At 65.4% G+C, this 18,674-nt stretch carries 19 protein-coding genes; 13 read left to right on the top strand and 6 right to left on the bottom strand.

Translation table 11 applies throughout. The annotated features are described in order from the left end of the window. Positions 1 to 3: 3 nt before the first annotated feature. The 3 genes from ACT17R_RS06255 (at position 4) to ACT17R_RS06245 (ending at position 2,634) form a co-directional block, all read left to right on the top strand. Positions 4 to 1,122 carry an acyl-CoA dehydrogenase family protein gene (locus ACT17R_RS06255; protein WP_444809148.1) on the top strand — a complete coding sequence of 373 codons (1,119 nt, stop codon included), beginning with the start codon at positions 4 to 6 and terminating at the stop codon, positions 1,120 to 1,122. 52 nt (positions 1,123 to 1,174) lie between these two features. Continuing rightward, entirely contained in the window at positions 1,175 to 1,978 is an 804-nt protein-coding gene (locus tag ACT17R_RS06250) for an SDR family oxidoreductase (protein ID WP_062901663.1), read from the top strand. A 140-nt stretch (positions 1,979 to 2,118) separates the two neighbouring features. Beyond that, positions 2,119 to 2,634: a hypothetical protein gene (locus ACT17R_RS06245; RefSeq protein ID WP_062901664.1), complete on the top strand. Its 516-nt coding sequence runs from the start codon at positions 2,119 to 2,121 to the stop codon at positions 2,632 to 2,634. Positions 2,635 to 2,700: 66 nt separating this feature from the next. Here ACT17R_RS06245 and ppc read toward each other — a convergent pair whose 3' ends face one another. Continuing rightward, the gene (gene ppc, locus ACT17R_RS06240) at positions 2,701 to 5,370 is read right to left on the bottom strand and encodes a phosphoenolpyruvate carboxylase (RefSeq protein WP_444809147.1); all 2,670 of its coding nucleotides are present in this window, start codon (positions 5,368 to 5,370) and stop codon (positions 2,701 to 2,703) included. Between the two features lie 109 nt (positions 5,371 to 5,479). Here ppc and ACT17R_RS06235 point away from each other — a divergent pair, with 109 nt between their 5' ends. Then, positions 5,480 to 6,034 (top strand): hypothetical protein, encoded by a 555-nt coding sequence (locus ACT17R_RS06235; protein ID WP_444809146.1) that lies wholly within the window; start codon positions 5,480 to 5,482, stop codon positions 6,032 to 6,034. Between the two features lie 2 nt (positions 6,035 to 6,036). Here ACT17R_RS06235 and ACT17R_RS06230 read toward each other — a convergent pair whose 3' ends face one another. Together ACT17R_RS06230 and ACT17R_RS06225 are read right to left on the bottom strand one after the other, a co-directional pair. After that, positions 6,037 to 6,459, bottom strand: a complete 423-nt coding sequence (locus ACT17R_RS06230) for a YbaY family lipoprotein (RefSeq protein WP_186402853.1) — start codon at positions 6,457 to 6,459, stop codon at positions 6,037 to 6,039. A gap of 64 nt (positions 6,460 to 6,523) precedes the next feature. Then, a complete protein-coding gene (locus ACT17R_RS06225) occupies positions 6,524 to 7,090 on the bottom strand; it encodes an HNH endonuclease (protein ID WP_003041310.1) in 567 nt (188 codons plus the stop codon). A gap of 170 nt (positions 7,091 to 7,260) precedes the next feature. Here ACT17R_RS06225 and gluQRS point away from each other — a divergent pair, with 170 nt between their 5' ends. The 8 genes from gluQRS to ACT17R_RS06185 all read left to right on the top strand — a co-directional run bounded on the left by gluQRS (position 7,261) and on the right by ACT17R_RS06185 (position 14,086). Continuing rightward, positions 7,261 to 8,121 (top strand): tRNA glutamyl-Q(34) synthetase GluQRS, encoded by an 861-nt coding sequence (gene gluQRS / locus ACT17R_RS06220; protein ID WP_234178478.1) that lies wholly within the window; start codon positions 7,261 to 7,263, stop codon positions 8,119 to 8,121. Between the two features lie 9 nt (positions 8,122 to 8,130). Then, positions 8,131 to 8,355: an HIG1 domain-containing protein gene (locus ACT17R_RS06215; protein WP_003041307.1), complete on the top strand. Its 225-nt coding sequence runs from the start codon at positions 8,131 to 8,133 to the stop codon at positions 8,353 to 8,355. A 31-nt stretch (positions 8,356 to 8,386) separates the two neighbouring features. Continuing rightward, on the top strand, positions 8,387 to 8,968 hold the full coding sequence (locus ACT17R_RS06210) for a cob(I)yrinic acid a,c-diamide adenosyltransferase (protein WP_062901668.1): 582 nt from the start codon (positions 8,387 to 8,389) through the stop codon (positions 8,966 to 8,968). A 106-nt stretch (positions 8,969 to 9,074) separates the two neighbouring features. Further along, a complete protein-coding gene (gene egtB, locus ACT17R_RS06205) occupies positions 9,075 to 10,397 on the top strand; it encodes an ergothioneine biosynthesis protein EgtB (protein ID WP_217372722.1) in 1,323 nt (440 codons plus the stop codon). A gap of 2 nt (positions 10,398 to 10,399) precedes the next feature. Next, positions 10,400 to 11,386, top strand: a complete 987-nt coding sequence (gene egtD, locus ACT17R_RS06200) for an L-histidine N(alpha)-methyltransferase (protein WP_062901670.1) — start codon at positions 10,400 to 10,402, stop codon at positions 11,384 to 11,386. A gap of 82 nt (positions 11,387 to 11,468) precedes the next feature. After that, positions 11,469 to 12,335 carry a 3-hydroxyacyl-CoA dehydrogenase NAD-binding domain-containing protein gene (locus ACT17R_RS06195; protein WP_217372721.1) on the top strand — a complete coding sequence of 289 codons (867 nt, stop codon included), beginning with the start codon at positions 11,469 to 11,471 and terminating at the stop codon, positions 12,333 to 12,335. Positions 12,336 to 12,415: 80 nt separating this feature from the next. Next, positions 12,416 to 12,907, top strand: coding sequence for a hypothetical protein (locus ACT17R_RS06190; RefSeq protein WP_263587795.1), 492 nt, complete (start codon positions 12,416 to 12,418; stop codon positions 12,905 to 12,907). A gap of 36 nt (positions 12,908 to 12,943) precedes the next feature. Next, positions 12,944 to 14,086 carry an epoxide hydrolase family protein gene (locus tag ACT17R_RS06185; protein ID WP_062901673.1) on the top strand — a complete coding sequence of 381 codons (1,143 nt, stop codon included), beginning with the start codon at positions 12,944 to 12,946 and terminating at the stop codon, positions 14,084 to 14,086. 19 nt (positions 14,087 to 14,105) lie between these two features. Here ACT17R_RS06185 and ACT17R_RS06180 read toward each other — a convergent pair whose 3' ends face one another. From ACT17R_RS06180 to ACT17R_RS06170, 3 genes are all read right to left on the bottom strand, one after another. Continuing rightward, a complete protein-coding gene (locus ACT17R_RS06180; RefSeq protein ID WP_263587794.1) occupies positions 14,106 to 14,432 on the bottom strand; it encodes an MliC family protein in 327 nt (108 codons plus the stop codon). Positions 14,433 to 14,437: 5 nt separating this feature from the next. Then, positions 14,438 to 15,049 (bottom strand): beta/gamma crystallin family protein, encoded by a 612-nt coding sequence (locus ACT17R_RS06175; RefSeq protein WP_263587793.1) that lies wholly within the window; start codon positions 15,047 to 15,049, stop codon positions 14,438 to 14,440. A 131-nt stretch (positions 15,050 to 15,180) separates the two neighbouring features. Continuing rightward, the gene (locus ACT17R_RS06170; RefSeq protein WP_186402862.1) at positions 15,181 to 16,536 is read right to left on the bottom strand and encodes a NupC/NupG family nucleoside CNT transporter; all 1,356 of its coding nucleotides are present in this window, start codon (positions 16,534 to 16,536) and stop codon (positions 15,181 to 15,183) included. Positions 16,537 to 16,693: 157 nt separating this feature from the next. On the opposite strand from ACT17R_RS06170, the gene ACT17R_RS06165 reads away from it, so the two are divergent. After that, complete coding sequence (locus tag ACT17R_RS06165; protein WP_082819890.1) at positions 16,694 to 18,658, top strand: alpha/beta hydrolase family protein; 1,965 nt, start codon at positions 16,694 to 16,696, stop codon at positions 18,656 to 18,658. Positions 18,659 to 18,674: the final 16 nt, after the last annotated feature.

Raw genomic sequence — 18,674 nt, 5'->3', positions numbered from 1 at the left:
CCCATGCCCTTGTATCACAATGACGATCAGGCGATGCTCAAGGACAGCGTCGCGCCCTTTGTGGCCGAACAGGCCCCCGTCTCGCACCTCCGCAAGCTGCGCGACGAGGCCGACGCCACCGGCTTCTCGCGCGACCTGTGGGCGCAGTTCACCGAAATGGGCCTGCCCGGCATGCTGGTGCCGGAGGCGCATGGCGGGCTCGGCATGGGGCATATGGAAGCGGGCATCGTGCTCGAGGAAATCGGCCGCAACCTGACGCCGTCGCCCTTCCTCGCGACCAGCGTCGGCGCGGTCGCCGCGCTGGCGAAGGCGGGCGGAACGCAGGCGGGCCGCTGGCTTCCCGCCATCGCCAGCGGCGAGGCGATCGTCGCACTCGCGATCGACGAGGGTGCCAAGCACCGCCCCGACCGCATCGCGACCACCGCGACACGCGCCGGCAACGGCTTTCGATTGGACGGCAAGAAAAGCTTCGTCCTCCACGGCCATATCGCCGACATGAGCATCGTCGCGGCGAAAACCGACGGCGGTATCACCCTGTTCGCGGTGCCGAAGGATGCAAAGGGGCTGACCGCCGATCCGCGCCGCCTCGTCGACTCCTCGCTTGCAAGCCATGTCACCCTCGACGGCGTCGAGGTCGATGCCGACGCGGTGATCGGCGAAGTCGATGCCGGCGGCCACATCCTCGACGCGCTGCTGGCCGCCACCCGCACCGGCGCTGCCGCCGAAATGGTTGGCGTCGGGCAGGGCGCGATGGACATGACCGTCAATTACCTCAAGGAACGCAAGCAGTTCGGCAAGCTAATCGGCGAGTTTCAGGCGCTCCAGCACCGCGCCGCGCATCTCTATGGCGAGATGGAAGTCGCGCGCGCCACGGTGATGAAGGCGCAGCAGCTCCTCGACGAAGGCAGCGAAGGCGCGAAGCTGATGGTCTCGGTCGCCAAGGCCAAGGCCGGCCGCGCCGCCAACCTTGCGGTGCGCGAAGGCGTTCAGATGCACGGCGGCATCGGCATGACCGACGAATATGACATCGGCCTCTACATGAAACGCGACCGCGCGCTCGCCGAATTCATGGGCGATGTGCATTACCATATCGACCAGGTCGCCCGGATGAACGGATACTGAAACGACTCAAACCCCCTGCCGCCTGCGGGAGGGGAGTGATCGGAGAAAAACAATGAACCTCAATGATATGTTCGGCCTCAACGGCCGCATCGCGCTCGTCACCGGCGGTTCGCGCGGCATCGGCAAGATGATCGTCGAAGGCTATCTCGCCGCGGGATGCGCGCGCGTCTATATCTCAGCGCGCAAAACGGCGCAGATCGAGGAAGCCGTCGCCGATTTCGAAACGCGCTATCCGGGCAAGGTCATCGGCCTTCCCGTCGATCTTTCGACCGTCGAAGGCTGCCGCGCGCTCGCCAAGGAACTCGAAGCACGCGAGGAAAAGCTCGACATCCTCGTCAACAATGCGGGCGCCGCCTGGGGCGAGCCCTTCGAGAATTTCCCCGAAGCCGGCTGGGACAAGGTGATGGACATTAACGTCAAATCGCCCTTCTTCCTGACCCAGGCGTTGCACAATCTGCTGAAGGCGGCGGGCACGCCCGCGCAGCCGGCAAAGGTCATCAACATCGGATCGATCGACGGCATGCGCCTCAACCCATGGGAAACCTACAGCTATCATGCGTCGAAGGCGGCGATCCTCTATCTGACCAAGCGCATGGCGGCGCGGCTGGTGCAGGACAATATCATCGTCACCGCGATCGCACCCGGCGCCTTCCAGTCGGACATGAACAAGGCGGCGCGCGACCATGGCGACGCAGTTGCCAAGAGCATCCCGACCAAGCGCATCGGCGTGCCCGAGGATATGGCCGGCGCAGCGATCTTTCTCGCATCGAAGGCGGGCGATTATGTCGTCGGCGAAACGATCGCGGTCGACGGCGGTCTCGTCCATGGCGACCTCAAGACCAGCATCGACGCTTAGGCCGCTTCTTGTTGGCCACCCCGGACTTGATCAGGGGGGCATCCCTGTCGAACCGTAACCGCGTTGTGGCGAGCCGACAGGAAATTGACTCGCCGCGCGCGCAGGTGTATTATTCAGATAATGCACCAAGGAGACAGTCCATGCGTTTCGCCTTCCTGATTCCCCCGATGCTGTTGCTCGGCGCCTGCGGCCACGCCGAAGACAAGAGCGATAAGGCCGAGATCACGGTGAATGCCGATGGCGACGGCGGCAATGTCCGGATCACCGCCGGCAAGGACGGCGGCAAGGTCAGCATCGATGGCGACCACGGCTCGATGAGCTTCAAGCTCCCCGATTTCGCCAATATCGACGTCGATAGCGATTTCGATATCGACGGGGTGAAGCTCTATCCGGGCAGCAAGATCGCAAGCATCGACGTCAATGCGAGTGACAAGGGCGGCGCCGACAAGGCGAGGGTGCGCCTCGGTTTCACCTCGCCGGCGGCGCCCGCCAAGGCAGCCGACTGGATGGCCGGCGAATTTGCGAAGAAGAATATCCAGGTCCAGCGCGCCGGCGACACGCTGCGCGGAACCGACAAGGACGGCGCCGATTTCACGATCAGCTTCGAACCCGCGGGCGAGACGAGCAAGGGCGAGGTGCGGATCGTCAAGAATTGACCCCTCGTCATGGCGAGGCGCGAAGCGATTGCTTCGCCTTGCTCCTCGCCATGACGGTGTTCGGGTCTACCCGCTGTTGCGCAGCGCGGTTGCGATCGCGTTGATGGTCAACTGGATGCCCTCGGCGATGCGGGGGTCGGTTTCGCCCGCGCGGTGGCGCTTCATCAATTCGATCTGCAGCAGGTTGAGCGGCTCGATATAGGGCAGGCGCAGGCGGATCGATGCCTCGAGCGCTGGATTATTCTCGAGCAGCCGCGACTGGCTGGTGATTGTCAAAAGCCCGTCGTGGGCGCGGTGCCAGCCGTCGCGGATGCGCGAAAAAATCGCCGCATGCCCGCCCACATCCCCGGCCAGTTCGGCATAGCGCGCGGCGATGCCGATGTCCGATTTTGCCAGTACCATTTCCATATTTCCGAGCAGCGCGCCGAAGAAGGGCCAGCTTTGCGCCATATCGGCGAGCAGCGCCTGGTCCGCGAACGCCGCAAAGGCCTCGCCGGTGCCGTACCAGCCGGGCAGCATGGTGCGCGCCTGCGCCCAGCTGAACACCCAGGGGATCGCGCGCAGGTCCTCGATCGCGGTCGATTTGGTGCGGCTCGACGGCCGCGATCCGATCTTCAGCGTCGCGATCTCGGCGATCGGCGTCATTGCACGGAAGAAGTCCTTGAAGGCGGGCGTGTCGTAAACGAGGCCGCGATAGGCGGCGAAGGCGTCGTTCGACAGCGCGGTCATAGCACCCGCAAAGCGCCCGGCGTCGTCCGCGCTCATCGGCTCGGGCTCGAGGCTGGCGAGCAGGCTTGCCGATACCATCGCCTCCAGATTGGTCGCGGCGCTGTCGGCGGTGCCATATTTGGCCGCGATCACTTCACCCTGTTCGGTGATGCGGATGCGGCCCTGCACCGTCCCCGCGGGCTGCGCGCGGATCGCAGCGAAAGCGCTGCCGCCGCCGCGCCCGACCGCACCGCCGCGACCGTGGAACAGCTGCATCGCGGTATCGGCGGCCTCGAACACCGGGGTCAACGCTTCCGATGCCTGGTAGAGCCCCCATGTTGAGGTCAGATAGCCGCCATCCTTGTTCGAATCCGAATAGCCGATCATCACTTCCTGATGTCCGCGCGCGACGACATGCGGCGCAATCTCGGGCAGCGCGAAATAGGCGGCCATGATCCCCGGCGCCTCGTCGAGGTCGGCGATGGTTTCGAACAGCGGCACGACCATCAGATTGTCCTGCGCCTCGGCCGACCACAATCCGGCTTCGCGGGCGAGGACATGGACTTCGAGCAGGTCGGACAGGCTTTCGGCCTTGCTGATGATCCACTGGACGATCGCCTCGACGCCCAGCCTGGCGCGGATCGCGGCGGCGGCGTGGACGATCGCGAGTTCGCCGGCGGTTTCTTCGCTCCATTTGTGCCACGGCGCGGCAAGCGGGCGGTTGGTCGCCAGTTCGCGGCGCAGCAGCTCGACGCGCGCATCTTCGCCCAAGCTGAGATAATCGCCTTCGACGCCCGCGACCGCGAGCAGCTCGGCGAGCACGCGTTCGTGCACCGCGCTGTTCTGCCGCATGTCGAGCGTCGCAAGGTGGAAACCGAAGACCTCGACCGCGCGGATCAACCGGCCGAGCGCGCCGATGCCGCCAAGCTGGCCCTCGCCGCTCGCCGACAGGCCGGCGGCGATGGTGACGAGGTCGCGGCGAAAATCGGCGGGGGCGGCATAGGCGTCGCCGGCCAGTGCCGACGGCCGCGGCGGCGCGCGCCCGACGATGCCGGCATAGGTTGCGCACAACCTAGCATAGATGCCCGACAGTGCGCGGCGATAGGGCTCGTCGCTGCGGCTCGGCGCGGTATCGCCGCTCGCCGCGGCCAGTGCCTCGACCGCTTCGGAGACTGTCGCGAGCGAAGACGACACCGACAGTTCGGCGCCGAGCGCATGCACCGCGTCGATATAATGGCCGAGCACCGCGGCGGCGTTGCGGCTCGTTGCCATTTGCAGCGTCTCGGCGGTGACGAAAGGATTGCCGTCGCGGTCGCCGCCGATCCAGCTCCCGACGCGCAGGAAGCTTGCCGGGCGCGCGCCAAGTTCCTGTTCCCAGCGCGCATAAAGCTTGGGGATCACGGGCACGAACACGTCGCGCAAATAGGTCAGCGCATTGTCGATCTCGTCGGCAACGAACAATTTTTCGGTGCGCAGCGGCCGCGTCTGCCACAGCAGCACGATCTGGCGGCGGATCGCTTCCTCGACGACATCGCCCTCGGCGGTTTCCTCGACGCCGGCATCGCGCAGCCGCATCAGCTCGGCGATGCGGTTCTTGTGGTCGAGCATCGACTTGCGGCGCACCTCGGTCGGGTGCGCGGTGAGCACCGGCGCGACCAGCGCGGCGCCGAGCAGCGCCGCGACCGCATCGCCATCGATACCGTCCTGTTTCAGCCGGGCAAGCGCTGCCGCCACCGTCGCCTCGGGCTCGGCGGCGATGCCCTGCCGGTCTTCGGCCAGATTGGCGAGCATCGAAAACAGCATGAAGCCGCGCACGAAGGCGATGGTATCGTCGAGGCTCAGCGCCTCCAGCCCCGGATCGATCGTCTCGGCGCCCGCAATGCCGCGATGCCGGTCGACGCTCGACGACCGGATATATTCGGTCTGCCGGAACAGCTTCTCGCCGCCATAGGCGCGAATGACGTCGCCGAGGATTCGCCCGAGATAGCGGATGTCGGGATTTTGCGAGATCTGGATTGGTGGGCCCATGGACGCAGCTTGCTGCACCGCAACAGGCGCCGGGTCAAGCGGCGCATAGCTATGCCTTTATTACGTGTCTGTTAAAGCTATTGAAATGGCTTGGGCTGAGGGAGGCAATATGAAGCAACGAAGCGCCATGATTGCCGTCGGCACAGCACTGCTCCTTTCCGTGGGCGTCGTTTTGTCGCTGGCCATGGGATCGGAGGTGTCGGGCGACGAATATATCATGTCGCCGCCCTCCAGGCCTTCGGCCGGAGCCACGCCGGTCAGGCCGTGGCCGCAAGCCGCCGAGGTCCGCCTGTTCGTTGAAGATCTATCTTATGACGATCAAGAAAAGATGGGGAAATGGACGTCGCGACCCGAAGGCATTCGCCTGACAAAGGCGCAGCGGGATATTCTCGACGGATCGGTATTTCTTTACCGTCTGACAAAGAAGGAATGGGCTGAGCGGGTCCATGCGGCTTGCTTTATTCCGCATCACTTCTTTCGATATTATGACGGATCGGGGCGTCAGCTCGGCGAGATTCAGGTCTGCTACTGCTGCCAAGGTGTCGGCATGACTCCCGCGCTTCGCCGGACCGATTCCTATGACGAATGGCAGTTCGACTTTCCGAGAGTCGAAAAGATGCTGCACGAGATGGGCGTGCGCACAGAGCTCAACTGTGACGGCTGAGGTCAGCGCGTCTTCACCATCACCAGCGTGCCCAGGTCGATCCGCGGCGCACCGTCGAAGGTCACGCTGTTGCGCGTGTCGGTGATGAACATCAGCTTGCCCGACGCATCGGTGATCCTCGCCGCCACGGCATAGCTGTGGCGCGGGTCGAGACGGCGCTGGTCGACAGTCAGCGAAAAGGCGAAGGGCACCTGCCGGCCGTCGGCGGTGAAGCTCTGGCGTGCGATCACCGACGCGGGCGCATCCATCAGGCTGACGTCGGCCAGCGTCACCTCGACCTGCGCCGTCGGCGGCAGTGCCATGCGTTCGCGATAGGTTATCGCGCCGGTCACCGACACGGGCTGCTCGGCGGGCGCGAAGCTTGCGCAGGCGGCAAGGGGCAGGGCGGCGATGCCGATGGCGAGCGAGGCGATGGCGCGGTTCATGGCGATACTCCTGTTGACCAAATATCTGGCAATCGCCTGGCATCCTCCGGCTGAATCGGGCCTGTCAGCCCTCCAGTTCGACATCCCAGTAAAGCCAGTCGATCCAGCTTTCGTGCAGATAGCCCGGCGGAAAGGCGCGGCCATTGTCCTGAAGCTGCCAGCTCGTCGGACGCCACGGCTTCTGGTGCAGCGGCATATGCGCCTGCGCCGGCGTCCGCCCGCCCTTGCGCAGATTGCACGGCGCGCAGGCGGTGGTGACATTTTCCCAGCTCGTCCGTCCGCCCAGCCGCCGCGGCACGACATGATCGAAGGTCAGGTCCTTGCCTGACCCGCAATATTGGCAGGCGAAGCGATCGCGCAGGAACAGGTTGAAGCGCGTGAAGGCGGGATATTGCGACGGCTTCACATATTGGCGCAGCGCGATGACGCTGGGGATCGGCATTGTCCGCGTCGGCGAATGGATTTCGCGCTCGTAATTCTCGACGATCGTGACGCGGTCGAGGAATACCGCCTTGACCGCGGTCTGCCACGGCCACAGGCTCAGCGGGTAATAACTCAGCGGCGTATAATCTGCATTGAGGACGAGAGCCGGACAATTATCGGGATGCCGGGCAAGATCGGGATGGAACATGGCTTGGTAACGCTGCCCCCTATGCTGCTCGGGATGGCGCGCCACTGCCTTCCTCGCGTGACACCATCATTACATGACGCATCAGAATCTGGCGTCAAGGGGGGATGTGTCGCAATATATGGAATGGATGGATCGAGAGCCCCACAGCATATGGATTCGGTCGCTGAGCCATGCTGACCCGCTTCGCCCCCAGCCCGACCGGCGAACTGCACCTTGGCCACGCGTTCAGCGCGATCCTCGCGCATGATGCCGCGCGCGCCGCTGGCGGCGGGTTCCACCTCCGCATCGACGACATCGACGGCAGCCGTTCGCGCGAGGTGTTTGTCGGCGCTGCGCTCGCCGATCTCGAATGGCTCGGCCTGACATTCGACGGCGCCCCGGTTCGCCAGTCGCAACATCTGGGCGATTATGCCGCCGCGCTCGCCGATCTTCGCCAACGCGGGCTCGTCTACCCCTGCTTCTGCACCCGCGCCGATATTGCCGCCAGCCTCGCAGCGCCGCACGGAGCACCGGCGGACGGCGCGCCGCTTTATCCCGGTACCTGCCGCCACCTCGGCGCGGCCGAGCGCGAACGGCGATTGGCGCAGGAGCCACATTGCTGGCGGCTCGACATGGCAAGCGCGGTCGCGATTGCGGGCCCGCTCGTCTGGGAGGAGGAGGGGCAGGGGCCGCGCGCCGCCGATCCCGCCGCGCATGGCGACGTCGTCCTCGCGCGCAAGGATGCCCCTGCCAGCTATCATCTCGCGAGCACGATCGACGACGCCGCGATGGGGGTGACGTTGGTGGTTCGCGGCGCAGATCTGATCGCCTCGACCGACGTCCACCGGCTGCTCCAGGCGCTGCTCGGTTTTCGGCCCCCGGTCTACCGCCACCATGCGCTTGTCTGCGGCGCCGACGGCAAGCGGCTCGCCAAGCGCGACGGCGCGGCGGCGCTTGCCGCGCTGCGCGCTGCGGGCGCGGACGGGCGCGCGCTGGCCGATGATTTGCGCGCCGGGCGGCTTCCGGCTGGATATTCGCTGCAAATGCCCTAAATAGAAGACATGCAGGTGCTTCTCATCCTTGCGGTCGTTGCGTCGGCCGGCCTCGTCCTCTTCGCGCTCGCGCGCGGGCTCTTCTATTTCGCGCAGGGTCACCGCGCCGCGATGGAGGGCAATGAGCATGAAAATCAGCTCATGCAGAACCGGATGATGATGGCGCGCGTGAAGTGGCAGGCGGTGACGATCATCCTGATCGTGCTCATCGGCCTTCTCGCCGCGGGTAGCTGATCGCGGCGCGTCCGCCCGCAGCCCCTCGCTTATGGTCAAGCTCAACAAAATCTATACGCGCACCGGCGATGACGGCACGACGGGCCTCGTCGACGGGTCGCGCATCGCCAAGTCCGACGCGCTGATGGAAGCGATTGGCGATGTCGACGAGGCGAACAGCGCCCTCGGCATCGCGGTCACGGCGCTGCCTGCGGGCGGCGAGGCAGCGGCGATGTTCGCGCGCATTCAGAACGAATTGTTCGACCTTGGCGCCGATCTCGCGACGCCTGCCGATCCGCAGCATGGCTTCGGCCCGCACCAAATGGCGCTGCGCATCGTCGCGAGCCAGATCGCGCGGCTGGAGGCGGAGATCGACGCGATGAACGACAGGCTCGCGCCGCTGTCCAGCTTCATCCTGCCCGGCGGCACCGAAGCCGCGGCGCGCCTCCACCTCGCGCGCGCGATCGCGCGCCGCGCCGAACGGGCGGCGGTCGCCGCGGCGGCGACGCGGCCGCTCAACCCGCTGGCGCTTGCCTATCTCAACCGCCTGTCCGACCATCTGTTCGTCGCGACGCGCCACCTCAACGCCGCGGCGGGCGGGGACATCCTGTGGAAACCCGGCGCGACGCGCTAGGCCCGATCGCCTTATTGTTCTTTGTTTGTTCTGTACAATTCTCCGTCCTGTAACCATATTGGGGCAGGCGACGAAACCGAATCGCTCTTCGGGGGATTGTCAAACCATGGCCAGCCGAACCGATGCTTCGCCCACGACCGCTCCTTCGGCGGACGACCTGACCCGGCGCTTCACTGCGACGCGGCAGCTCTCGCTCGACCTTGTCGCGCGCCTGTCCGACGCCGACGCTAGCGTACAGTCGATGCCCGACGCATCGCCCGCCAAATGGCATCTGGCGCATACGAGCTGGTTTTTCGAAACCTTCGTCCTGCGCGATCATTGCCCCGGCTATTCGCTGTTCGATGACCGCTTCGCCTATCTGTTCAACAGCTATTATGAGGCAGAGGGGCCGCGCCATGCGCGCCCGCGCCGCGGCCTGCTGACGCGGCCGTCGCTCGATGCGGTGCGCGATTGGCGCGCGCATGTCGCTGCGGCGATCGTGAAGGCGCTGCCGACGCTGTCGCCGGCTGCACGCGCGCTCGTCGAGCTTGGCATCCATCATGAACAGCAGCATCAAGAATTGCTGCTCACCGACATCAAGCATCTGTTCGCGCAGAACCCGCTCGGGCCCGCCGTCTGGGACGCCTCCGACAGTGCAATCGCGAATGAAGTTGCGCAGTTTTCCGCCGGTTCTTCGGCATCGTCTGTCGCGGCGGGGCCGCTGCGCTGGATCGCGGGTACCGAGGGGATCGTTGCCGTGGGGCATGAGGGCGAGGGTTTCGCGTTCGACTGTGAACTTCCCCGCTTTTCGGCGCTTCTTGCGCCGCATGCGCTCGCCAATCGACCGGTAACGAACGGCGAGTGGCGCGACTTCATCGCCGACGGCGGCTATCGCACCCCGTCGCTGTGGCTCAGCGACGGCTGGACATGGGTCCAGGCCGAAGGCGTCGACGCCCCCGCTTATTGGGAGGGTGATCGCCAGTTCACCCTTGCCGGATGGCAGGGGATCGACCCCGCCGCTCCCGTGACGCACATCAGTTTTTTCGAAGCCGACGCCTTCGCCAGTTGGGCGGGCGCGCGGCTGCCGACCGAATTTGAATGGGAAGCGGCGGCGGCGGGATATGATCCGCGCGCGGGGCAGCAGCTCGATGCCGCCGGCCCGGTGCATCCGGCGGCGGCGGACGGCTCCGCATCGGACGGCGCTGCGCTTGCGGGGATGTTCGGCGGGGTCTGGGAATGGACCGGCAGCGCCTATCGCCCCTATCCCGGTTTTCGCGCCGCGCCGGGCGCGGTCGGCGAGTATAACGGCAAGTTCATGAGCGGCCAGTTCGTGCTGCGCGGTGGCAGCTGTGCGACCCCGCGCGGCCATGTTCGCGCCTCCTACCGCAATTTCTTCTACCCCCACCAGCGCTGGCAGTTCACCGGCCTGCGCCTTGCCAAGGATTTGTGATCATGGGCGTTGTTCGCCAATTGCGGCAGGTCGATGCCGATGACAGCGGCGTCGATATCGCCTTTCGCGCCGACGTTCATGCGGGATTGTCGCAGGCGCAAAAGGCGATTCCGGCGCGCTGGTTCTACGACGCGACCGGATCGGCGTTGTTCGAGGATATCACCGGGCTGCCCGAATATTATCCGACGCGCAGCGAGGTGGCGCTGCTCACCCGCCATGCGGGCGAACTGGCGGCGGCGATCGGGCCGGGCCGCGCGGTGGTCGAACTGGGATCGGGCAGCTCGACGAAGACGCCGCTGCTGCTCGATGCCATTGCCCCCGGCGCCTATGTGCCTGTGGATATTTCGGGCGATTTCCTGCGCGATAGCGCGGCCGCCCTCTCGGCACGCTTTCCCGATCTTCCGGTCTATCCGGTCGAGGCCGACTTCACCCAGCCGGTGGCGCTCCCGCGCGAGATTTGCGGCCTTGCCAAACTCGGCTTCTTTCCGGGCTCGACGATCGGCAACATGGTGGCGCGCAGCGCGATCGATCTGCTCCGCCATTGGCGCAGCGCGCTCGGCGACGGCGCACTGATGCTGATCGGGGTCGACCGGATCAAGGAGATCGGCACCCTCGAACGCGCTTATGACGATTCGGCCGGTGTCACCGCGGCGTTCAACCTCAACCTGCTCGAACGGATCAACCGCGAACTGGACGGCACGATCCCCGTTGCCAATTTCGACCACCGCGCCTGCTGGAACGATGTTCATGCGCGTATAGAAATGCATCTGGTGGCGGCGTGCGACCTCGAATTCATGGTCGATGGCCGTCCTTATACGATGGCGAAGGGCGAAACGATCCACAGCGAGAACAGCCATAAATATGGGCCGCGCGACGCCAGCCTGCTCCTCCGCGCCGGAGGCTGGACGCCGATCGCGGCGTGGGACGATGTCGATCCCGCCTTCGCACTGATCCTCGCCGAAGCGACCGAGGTGCGCTCCGCGCCCTGACGCGCGCTCCCGACTCTCGGCCTTGACGACGCTTGCCCAGTCCCTAGGGGCAGAGCTGCGATTTCCAGCGAAAGGGCATATAATGATCGTCGGCGTTATCGGGGCAGGGCAAATGGGCGCGGGGATCGCGCAGGTATCGGCAGGCGCCGGCCACGATGTGCTGCTGTCGGACATCGACATCGCCCGCGCCGAAGCCGGCAAGGCCGGGATCGGCAAGGCACTCGGGCGGCTGGTCGCCAAGGACAAGATAACGCAGGGCGATGCCGACGCGCTGCTCGGCCGGATCACCCCCGTCGCCGACCACGCCGCCTTCGCCCCGGCTGCGCTGGTGATCGAGGCCGCGACCGAGCGCGAGGAGATCAAGCGCGCGATCTTCGCCAGCGTCGGCGCGCATCTTTCGGACAGCGCGATCCTCGCCTCTAACACCAGCTCGATTCCGATCACCCGACTGGCGCAGGCGGCCCCCGATCCGGCGCGCTTCATCGGCGTCCATTTCTTCAACCCGGTGCCGGTCATGGGCCTGATCGAACTGATCCGCGGCCTTGCGACCAGCGACACGACGCTTGCCAGCGTCGAAGCCTTCGGCCGCGGACTCGGCAAGGAAATCGTCCATGCCAACGACGCGCCCGGCTTCATCGTCAACCGCGTGCTGATGCCGCTGATCAACGAAGCGGTGTTCGCGCTTGGCGAAGGGGTGGCGACGATGCAGGACATCGACACCGGATGCCGGCTCGGCCTCAATCACCCGATGGGGCCGATCACCCTTGCCGATTTCATCGGGCTCGATACCTGCCTTGAAATTATCCGCGTGCTGCACAGCGGCACCGGCGATCCCAAATTCCGTCCTGCGCCGCTGCTCGTCCAATATGTCGAGGCGGGCTGGGTCGGCAAAAAGGCCGGACGCGGCTTCTACGACTGGACCGGCGTGGCGCCCGTTCCCACGCGCTGATCCGGCGGGAGCCGAATCGGTCCTCGTTCGTTATCCCGCTGGCGCCGGTGCGGGCGCCTGCGGATAACAGGAGGACAGGGATGATGCGGAGAGCATGGCTGCCGCTGGCGATAATCGCCGCGCTATCGGTCAATGGTGCGGTGCAGGCGCAGGAAGGCGCGCCCGAGGATTCGACGCTGAAATCGACCGCGAACAGCGTGACCGAGCCCTTCGACGGCAAGGAAGTGCCCGACAAGCTGAAAGCGATCCAGGACAATCCCTATTCACTCGCGGGCTTGCGCAAATGTTCCGCGATCATCCGCGAGGTCAGCGAACTGAACGACGTGCTCGGCCCCGACGTCAACGAACCTGCCGACAAGAGCGCAGCGAAAAAGCGCGAGGAAACCGTCGGCCGCGTCGCGGGCAGCGTCGCCGGGTCGATCATTCCCTTTCGTAGCCTTATCGGCGAGGTCACGGGTGCCAACGCCGAACGTCGGCGCTATGCAGAGGCGGTCTATGCTGGCACGGTGCGTCGCGGCTTCCTGAAGGGCGTCGGGTTGCAGCGCGGTTGCAAGGCGCCGGCGCGGCCCTGACACAAAGCCGAAGCAGTCAGGTGGGGGAGAGGCCGAATGAAGGTCGAAAATATCCGCGCGTTCCGCGCCGAGGTTCCGCAGGCAGCGATCGATGATCTGAAGGACCGGCTGGCGCGCACGCGCTGGCCCGAAAAGGAGACCGTCGACGATTGGGACCAGGGCGTCCCGCTCGCCTATGCGCAGGAACTCGCGGCCTATTGGCGCGACGATTATGACTGGCGCACGGTCGAGGCGCGGCTCAACGCGCTGCCCAATTTTCTGGCCACGGTCGATGGCCTTGACATCCATTTCCTTCATATCCGCTCGGACAATCCGGCGGCGCGGCCGCTGGTGCTGACGCACGGCTGGCCGGGGTCGGTGCTCGAATTTCTCGACGTGATCGCGCCGCTGTCGGCCGACTATCATCTCGTGATCCCGTCGCTGCCGGGCTACGGCTTTTCGGGCAAGCCCGCGGCCGCGAAATGGAGCGTCGAACATATAGCTGCGGGTTGGGACGCGCTGATGCGCGCGCTCGGTTACGATCGCTATTTCGCGCAGGGCGGCGACTGGGGCAGTGCGGTTACCTGCGCCATCGGGACGAACCATGGCGACCATTGCGCGGGCATCCATGTCAACATGATCGTCGGCCAGCCCGACCCGGCGCTGATGGCCGATCTGACCGACGCCGAAAAACTCTATCTCGCGCGTTTCGGCTGGTATCAGGCAAAGGACAGTGGCTATTCGACGCAGCAGGCGACGCGGCCGCAGACCATCGGCTATGCGCTTACCGATTCACCCGTCGGGCAGATGTGCTGGATCGTCGAGAAATTCCACGGCTGGACCGATTGCGGGCATCAGCCGGGCGGCCAGTCGATCGGCGGCCATCCCGAACGCGCGCTGTCGAAGGACACCATGCTCGACACCGTCAGCCTCTATTGGTTTACCGCCAGCGCCGCGTCGTCGGCGCGGCTCTATTGGCACAGTTTCCGCAGTTTCGCGGCAGGGGAGATCGAGGTGCCGACCGGCGGCAGCCTGTTCCCGAACGAGATCATGCGCCTGTCGCGCCGCTGGGCCGAAAAGCGCTATCGCAATATCGTCTATTGGAATGAGGTCGACCGCGGCGGCCATTTCGCGGCGTGGGAGCAGCCCGCCCTTTTCGCGCGCGAGGTCCGGGCGGCGCTTGCGCAAATGACGCTGTAACGGGGGAGAGGCGCCCCGCCTACATTGGCCGATTGACGGGGCGGCAGCTCTCGGGCGCGGTGCGCGCGGCGGTGTTCCACGTCACCTCATTGCCGCTGCGGTACAACCGCGCGCCGCTCTTGTTTTCATAGGCCTGCCCCATGTTGGTCGGCGCGGCCTTGAGCACCATGCTGCGGCGGCCGTCGACGCGGACGATTGCGCCGTTGGCGATATAATCGACCTGCAACTGCGTGCCGCGATTGCATTCGTAAAGCGTGCCGGTGTTTTGCGGGTAGGAGGCACAGCCCGCAACGACAAGAATGGCCGCGCCCGCGGCGGCCAGCTTCGCGATTCGGATCATCTCCATTCCCCTCAATAGCCCGAACGGACGCACAGCACGTCGGCCAGATATATGCGGCCCGAAACCGTCTCCATATGTTCGCGGGCCGATCCGTTCCAGCCGATCGAGCGGCACCATGTGTCGGCAGTCCGCGCCGCGCAGGCGGCAGTCGCCGATCCGCTCTGGCACGCGAGAATGCGATAATTTGCGGTGGCGGGCTGGGTATGGAATTCGGCGAAATTGCCGCGCGCAACCTGATCGTTGGCGACCGGGCCGGGATGCCAGCCGCCGCCCGATCCGACGGGGCGGATAGACTGGATCTTGATGCCGCGCAGGATATTGCCCAATATCGGGGTGTCGCGTTCGACCGTCCGGCAATTGCCGCGATAGCGCGTCTTCTCGCACAGTTCCCAGCGACCGCTGGTCACGCGGATCGAATTGACCGGCCACGACAGGCCCAGATCGGGCTTCGCTTCGCCAATGAACACCGCCGGCCCCTTGTAGGCGGCGTCGCGATAGATGGTCGCCTCGGTCGGACGCATCATCCTGTCCTCGGGCGATTGCGCCTGCGACGCGGCAAGGAAACCCCCGCCGAGCGCTGCGGCGGCAGCAGCGAAGAGCGACCAGCGATGGATGGATTTCATCAACAACCTCCCTGTTTGGCGAACGCGACCCCGGGACTCGTTTTTCCGGGGCCGAAACTACGCCACAACAGGGGGACTTGCAAATTATCCCGTGCCGACCGGGCCTTGTGCGGCCCGGCGCTGCCCGCGCGTCAAGGTGCCTTGGCCGCGGCGGGGGCAGCGGTATCGGCGGCAGCGGGCGGCGCACCGGGAAGCGGCGCCGCCGCAACCGGCGCGGCGGTCGGGGGCGGCGGTGTGGCGACCGGCGCGGTGAAACTGAGCATAAGGCCGGCGAGCGCCGCCGACATCAGGTTCGACAGGCTGCCCGCAAGCAGCGCCTTCAGCCCCAGCCGGGCGATCATCGGCCGCTGATTGGGGGCGAGACCGCCGGTCACGGCCATCTGGATCGCGATCGAGCTGAAATTGGCGAAACCGCACAGCGCAAAGGTGGCGATCGCAACCGACACCATCGACATCCCCCCCTGGATTTTACCAAGGTCGATGAAGGCGACGAATTCGTTGAGCACGACCTTGGTACCGAACAGGCCGCCGACCGCGGCGCTTTCGTCCCACGGCACGCCCATCAGCCACATCACCGGGCGGAAGATCGCGCCGATGACCGCCTGGAACGACAGATCGGGATAGCCGAACCAGCCGCCGATCCCGGCGAGCAGCCCGTTGGCGAGCGCGACGAGCGCGACGAAGGCCAGCACCATCGCGCCGACCGCGACCGCCAGCTTGACGCCGGTTTGCGCGCCCTGCGCCGCTGCCATGATGATGTTCGCCGGCTTTTCCTCGTCATGGCTTGCCTCTGGCATGATGACGGGTTCGATACCCAAATCCTTGGGGTCGTCGGGCATCATGATCTTGGCCATCAGGATGCCGCCCGGCGCCGACATGAAGCTGGCGGCGAGCAGATAGGGCAGCAGCTGTTCGCCGATCATGCTGGCATAGGCGCCGAGGATGGTCCCCGCGACCCCGGCCATGCCGACCGTCATCACCGTAAAGAGCTGCGACGGGGTAAGACCGGCGAGATAGGGACGGATGACGAGCGGGCTCTCGCTCTGGCCGACGAAGATATTCGCCGCGGCGCCCAGGCTTTCGACCTTGGTGATTCCCGTAATCTTCTGGATCGCCCCGCCGACCCATTTGATCACGAATTGCATGATGCCGAGATAATAGAGGATCGAGATAAGCGAGGCGAAGAAGATGATCACCGGCAGCGCGGCGATCGCAAAGCTGTGGCCGCCCATTTCGGGTCCGGCGAGCGGGCCGAAAATGAAGTCGGTTCCCGCCTTGGCATAACCCAGAAGATTGGCGACGCCGGTCGACATCGCCTGAATGATCGCGCGGCCCCACGGCGTACCGATCACCAGCAGCGCGAACCCGGCCTGCAACAGAAAGGCCGGCACGACGACGCGCAGGCGAATCCAGCGACGGTTCGAAGAAAACAGCACGGCAATCGCAAGCAATGCAACGATTCCGAGCAGGCCGATAAGATGTCCCATAAGTGTTTTGCGTCCCCCGCAAGTTTATTGCGCCTGTCTAGCGGGCTTTGCGGATCGGGCAAGGGGGGCGGCGGAGCATTGCAGTCATCCATAACGGCAGCGATCCTGCTTGGCGGCTCCGTGACGGCTTGATAGGCAGCGCTGAAACAGGGGGAATATGATGCGGACTGGCGTTGCGGGACATGTAATTTTGGCGATATGCGCGCTGGTGCAGGCGGCCGTGCCCGCGGCGGCGCAGGCGCCCGCCACGACCGCATCGACCCCCGCTCCGCCATTGCCCACGGCCGCCTTTGCGCAGCTTCCCTTTGCGGAAAATACCGAATTATCGCCTGACGGAACGCATATGGCGGGCCTGTTCGCGGTCCGTGGGGAACAGCGGATCGGCATCCTTCCCGTGCTGGGCGATCAGAGCAAATCGGTCATTATTGCGGTTCCCGACCAGACCGAAATCGATTGGCTGACCTGGGTCAACGACGAACATCTGCTCGTCGGCCTGCGGGCGTTGATGCCGGTGGAGGCCGACAATTGGTACGTTACCCGCATCATCGCCATCGACCGGGCCTCGGGCAAGATCACGCGGCTGTTATGGGATCTCAAGGGCCAGAATGCGTCCGATGTCGTCTGGCTGCCCAAAGACGGCAGCAGCGAAATTCTGGTCGCGGGTCAGGACTCGATATATGACAACGCCGATTTCTGGCCGGCTGTATACCGCATCGATGTGAAGACGGGGCGCAAGAAGACCGAACTGCGGTCGCGCACCGGGGTTATGGACTGGGGCGCCGACCATCTCGGCCGGGTGCGCTACGGCATCGGCTATCGCGACGATACGACCCGGGCCACGCTGCTCTATCGTAGCGCCGGAGAAGGGGCTTTCCGGTCGATCGAGCGCGCTTCGCTACGCGATGACGAGCGGCTGACGGTGCCGATCCTCTTCGTCGACGGCACCGACAACGGATTGGTGTACAAGGACCGGGACGATGGCAAGACCGCGATTGCCGAGGTCAATCTTGCTACCGGTGCCGAAGTCCGCACGGTCGTTGCGCCCGACGCGGGCGACATATTGGGCGCCATTCGCGCGCCCGACGGATCGAGGCTGCTCGGCGTTCACGTCGCCGACGACTTGAAACCGGTGCGCTGGCTCGACCCGGCGATGGCAGCGCATCAGGATACGCTGGACGCGACGGCCCGCGCGGCGCGTGTCCGGATCGACAGCTATAGCCGCGACCTGAAGAAAATGCTGGTGCGGATCAGCACCCCCGACAATCCGGGGCTGCTCTATTATTATGATTCGACGACCGGCGATTTGTCGCGTCTTGCGGCAATGAACGAACGGATCGGAGCGAAGCGCCTCTCGCGCGCGAAGCTCGTCCGGTACAAGGCGCGCGACGGGCTGGAGATCGAGGGCGTGCTGACGATGCCGCGGGGCCGAGCGGCAACCAACCTGCCGTTCATCGTGCTGCCGCACGGCGGACCGTGGGGCCAGGATGAGCTGACCTACGATTATTGGGCGCAGTTCCTCGCCGAACGCGGCTATGCGGTATTGCAGCCCAATTTCCGCGGCTCGACCGGCTATGGCGCCGAGTTCGAAAAGGCCGGCGAGGGGCAGCTCGGCTTTGCGATGCAGGATGATGTGACCGACGGCGTGCGCTGGGCGGTCACCGAAAAGATCGCCGACCCCAAGCGCGTGTGCATCGTCGGCGCCTCTTATGGCGGCTATGCAGCGATGTGGGGGATCGCCAAGGATCCTGACCAGTATCGCTGCGCGATCTCGATCGCCGGGGTCGCCAATCTGCGGCGCGAGGTCAATGATTTCGGCGGCACGCTGCGCGCCAATCTGTACCGGACGCAGTGGAAGCGCATGACCCCCGACTTCGCGGCGGTGTCGCCGATCAACGCCATCGACCGGATCAAGACGCCGCTGCTTCTGATCCACGGCAAGAAGGATGTGACAGTCGATCACAGCCAGTCAGCGCGCATGTATGCGGCAATGACCAAGGCGGGGAGGACGGTGGACTTCGTCTCGCTGCCGCTCGCCGATCATTATTTCACGCGCGAGGCCGATCGCCTGATGTTGCTGCAATCGATCGAATCCTTCCTCGCCAAGTATAATCCCGCCGATTGACCGGCATCTTTCCACG

This window comes from Sphingopyxis sp. Q841 (genome assembly GCF_052384365.1).
GTDB lineage: Bacteria > Pseudomonadota > Alphaproteobacteria > Sphingomonadales > Sphingomonadaceae > Sphingopyxis > Sphingopyxis terrae_A.
The sequence above is the reverse complement of the archived record's forward strand: the minus strand, read 5'-3'. Positions and strand labels throughout refer to the sequence as shown.

What these genes read in the sequence shown, in the direction of transcription:
- ACT17R_RS06170 (WP_186402862.1), bottom strand. Translation starts at nt 16,536, where the DNA reads ATGGGACATCTTATCGGCCTGCTCGGAATCGTTGCATTGCTTGCGATT.
- egtB (WP_217372722.1), top strand. Translation starts at nt 9,075, where the DNA reads ATGGCCAGCCGAACCGATGCTTCGCCCACGACCGCTCCTTCGGCGGAC.
- ACT17R_RS06185 (WP_062901673.1), top strand. Translation starts at nt 12,944, where the DNA reads ATGAAGGTCGAAAATATCCGCGCGTTCCGCGCCGAGGTTCCGCAGGCA.
- ACT17R_RS06235 (WP_444809146.1), top strand. Translation starts at nt 5,480, where the DNA reads ATGAAGCAACGAAGCGCCATGATTGCCGTCGGCACAGCACTGCTCCTT.
- ppc (WP_444809147.1), bottom strand. Translation starts at nt 5,370, where the DNA reads ATGGGCCCACCAATCCAGATCTCGCAAAATCCCGACATCCGCTATCTC.
- ACT17R_RS06230 (WP_186402853.1), bottom strand. Translation starts at nt 6,459, where the DNA reads ATGAACCGCGCCATCGCCTCGCTCGCCATCGGCATCGCCGCCCTGCCC.
- ACT17R_RS06255 (WP_444809148.1), top strand. Translation starts at nt 4, where the DNA reads ATGCCCTTGTATCACAATGACGATCAGGCGATGCTCAAGGACAGCGTC.
- ACT17R_RS06245 (WP_062901664.1), top strand. Translation starts at nt 2,119, where the DNA reads ATGCGTTTCGCCTTCCTGATTCCCCCGATGCTGTTGCTCGGCGCCTGC.
- ACT17R_RS06210 (WP_062901668.1), top strand. Translation starts at nt 8,387, where the DNA reads ATGGTCAAGCTCAACAAAATCTATACGCGCACCGGCGATGACGGCACG.
- ACT17R_RS06250 (WP_062901663.1), top strand. Translation starts at nt 1,175, where the DNA reads ATGAACCTCAATGATATGTTCGGCCTCAACGGCCGCATCGCGCTCGTC.
- ACT17R_RS06215 (WP_003041307.1), top strand. Translation starts at nt 8,131, where the DNA reads ATGCAGGTGCTTCTCATCCTTGCGGTCGTTGCGTCGGCCGGCCTCGTC.
- ACT17R_RS06175 (WP_263587793.1), bottom strand. Translation starts at nt 15,049, where the DNA reads ATGAAATCCATCCATCGCTGGTCGCTCTTCGCTGCTGCCGCCGCAGCG.
- ACT17R_RS06180 (WP_263587794.1), bottom strand. Translation starts at nt 14,432, where the DNA reads ATGGAGATGATCCGAATCGCGAAGCTGGCCGCCGCGGGCGCGGCCATT.
- ACT17R_RS06165 (WP_082819890.1), top strand. Translation starts at nt 16,694, where the DNA reads ATGATGCGGACTGGCGTTGCGGGACATGTAATTTTGGCGATATGCGCG.
- ACT17R_RS06190 (WP_263587795.1), top strand. Translation starts at nt 12,416, where the DNA reads ATGATGCGGAGAGCATGGCTGCCGCTGGCGATAATCGCCGCGCTATCG.
- ACT17R_RS06195 (WP_217372721.1), top strand. Translation starts at nt 11,469, where the DNA reads ATGATCGTCGGCGTTATCGGGGCAGGGCAAATGGGCGCGGGGATCGCG.
- ACT17R_RS06225 (WP_003041310.1), bottom strand. Translation starts at nt 7,090, where the DNA reads ATGTTCCATCCCGATCTTGCCCGGCATCCCGATAATTGTCCGGCTCTC.
- gluQRS (WP_234178478.1), top strand. Translation starts at nt 7,261, where the DNA reads ATGCTGACCCGCTTCGCCCCCAGCCCGACCGGCGAACTGCACCTTGGC.
- egtD (WP_062901670.1), top strand. Translation starts at nt 10,400, where the DNA reads ATGGGCGTTGTTCGCCAATTGCGGCAGGTCGATGCCGATGACAGCGGC.